At 67.9% G+C, this 2,336-nt stretch carries 1 protein-coding gene and 1 pseudogene; one reads left to right on the forward strand and one right to left on the reverse strand.

Translation table 11 applies throughout. The annotated features are described in order from the left end of the window. Positions 1-415: 415 nt before the first annotated feature. Positions 416-748 (reverse strand): thioredoxin, encoded by a 333-nt coding sequence (trxA, locus tag GLA29479_RS23270; RefSeq protein ID WP_031373276.1) that lies wholly within the window; start codon positions 746-748, stop codon positions 416-418. Positions 749-1,004: 256 nt separating this feature from the next. Between trxA and rhlB the strand changes: the two are divergent. Further along, positions 1,005-2,333, forward strand: a pseudogene (rhlB, locus tag GLA29479_RS23275) (ATP-dependent RNA helicase RhlB); the annotation flags it as partial. Positions 2,334-2,336: the final 3 nt, after the last annotated feature.

Here is a 2,336-nt window from a genome sequence, read left to right on the forward strand (position 1 = left end):
CGCGACCGGCGGCGCGGCAGGCGCGGCGGGTCGAGCGGCAGGAATCAGGGGGCTGGCATCGCTGGCAGCGGCCGGAGCGGACTCGGCGGCTTTGCTGACGCGCGGCTTACGCACGCGCTTTTCGGCGGTATCGCCAGCGTCGGGGGTCTTATCGGACAAGCGGAGGTTCCTCGCTAAGCGGCGAGCGCTCGCATCGGGCGAGCGGGACGTCAGGGACGTGGGTTGATAGATGGGTATCAGACGGGGTGCGGCGGGTGGGACGCGAGGTCCGACGCCGGGTGTTGCGAAACTAGCACTGCTGCCGCGTGGCGGCAAGCTTCCCGAGCCGGGCCGTTCACGTTACCGGGCAAGGCCCGGAGCGCTTGCGCCCGCGCGGGGCGGGCGTAAGCGAGGCGGCTTCACATGGCGGGCCGCTTCAGATGGCCTTGTCGATCATCTGGGTCAGCAGCGACTTGATGTTCGGCGGCGCGCCGAGCTGGCTCGAATGGACCTGGCCGTCCTTGAACATCAACAGCATGGGGATGCTGCGCACGTTGTAGCGAACGCCCAGCGCCGGGAATTCCTGGACGTCGACCTTGACCACCTTGGCCTTGCCTTCGTACTGGTCGGCCAGCTGTTCGACGATCGGGCCGATGGCCTTGCACGGGCCGCACCAGGGGGCCCAGAAATCGACGAGGACGGGTTCGGACGACTGCAGCACGGTGGCGTCGAAGTCGGAATCGCCAGCATGCAGAACTTTTTCGCTCACGGGGGTCTCCTGCGGGGGTACTCGCCCGTACGGAACGGGCTATTCTTGAACGGAACCCCGGGCGGGCCATGCCGGGCGGGGGCTTACGCTAAACTGGGGCGTTACGCGGCACCTTCAAGGGCTGCGCCACGGTCTCATCGAGCCTGCCTTCAGAGTTCAACTCGGGCGCCGGCTCGGCCCCGGCAGTCTGCTTCGCCGACGCCACCCACGCAAGCGACCACCTACTGCGCCCAGTGCGCGCGGATCTCTGAGAAGCATGAGCGACAAGCCTTTAACCGATATCACCTTTTCTTCGTTCGACCTGCACCCGAGCCTGTTGGCCGGCCTCGAGGCCGCCGGGTTTTCGCGCTGCACGCCGATCCAGGCGCTGACCCTGCCGCTGGCGCTGACCGGGCGCGACGTCGCCGGCCAGGCCCAGACCGGCACCGGCAAGACCCTCGCCTTCCTGGTCGCGGTGATCAACCGCCTGCTGACCCGCCCGGCCCTGGCCGAGCGCAAGCCCGAAGACCCGCGCGCGCTGATCCTGGCGCCGACCCGCGAGCTCGCGATCCAGATCCACAAGGACGCGGTCAAGTTCGGCTCCGACCTGGGCCTGAAGTTCGCCCTGGTCTACGGTGGCGTCGACTACGACAAGCAGCGCGAGCTGCTGCAGAAGGGCGCCGACGTCATCATCGCCACGCCCGGCCGCCTGATCGACTACGTCAAGCAGCACAAGGTCGTGTCGTTGCACGCCTGCGAGATCTGCGTGCTCGACGAAGCCGATCGCATGTTCGACCTGGGCTTCATCAAGGACATCCGCTTCCTGCTGCGGCGCATGCCGATCCGCACCGAGCGCCAGACCCTGCTGTTCTCGGCGACCTTGAGCCATCGCGTGCTCGAGCTGGCCTATGAGCACATGAACGAGCCCGAGAAGGTCGTCGTCGAGACCGAGTTCATCACCGCCGCCAAGGTCCGCCAGAAGGTCTACTTCCCGGCCGACGAGGAAAAGGTGCCGCTGTTGCTGGGCCTGTTGTCGCGCAGCGAAGGCGCGCGGACGATGGTGTTCGTCAACACCAAGGCCTGGGTCGAGCGCGTCGCGCGTTCGCTCGAGCGCGGCGGCTACCGGGTCGGCGTGCTGTCGGGCGACGTGCCGCAGAAGAAGCGCGAGTCGCTGCTCAACAAGTTCCAGAAGGGCCAGCTCGAAATCCTGGTCGCCACCGACGTCGCCGCGCGCGGCCTGCACATCGACGGCGTCAGTCACGTCTACAACTACGACCTGCCGTTCGATGCCGAGGACTACGTCCACCGCATCGGCCGCACCGCGCGCCTGGGCGCCGAGGGCGATGCGATCAGCTTCGCCTGCGAGCGCTATGCCATGAGCCTGCCCGACATCGAGGCCTACATCGAGCAGAAGCTGCCGACCGCGCCGGTCGATGCGGAACTGCTGATCGCCCTGCCGCGCACGCCGCGCGAGATTCCGGCGGCCGAGGAAGGCGAAGAGAACGAGAGCATCGGTTCGATCTTCAAGGAAGCGCGCGAACAGCGCGCCGCCGACGAACAGCGCCGTGGCGGCGGCCCCGGCGGCCGCAGCGGCAGCCGCAGCGGTTCC

The organism is Lysobacter antibioticus (genome assembly GCF_001442535.1).
Taxonomy (GTDB): domain Bacteria; phylum Pseudomonadota; class Gammaproteobacteria; order Xanthomonadales; family Xanthomonadaceae; genus Lysobacter; species Lysobacter antibioticus.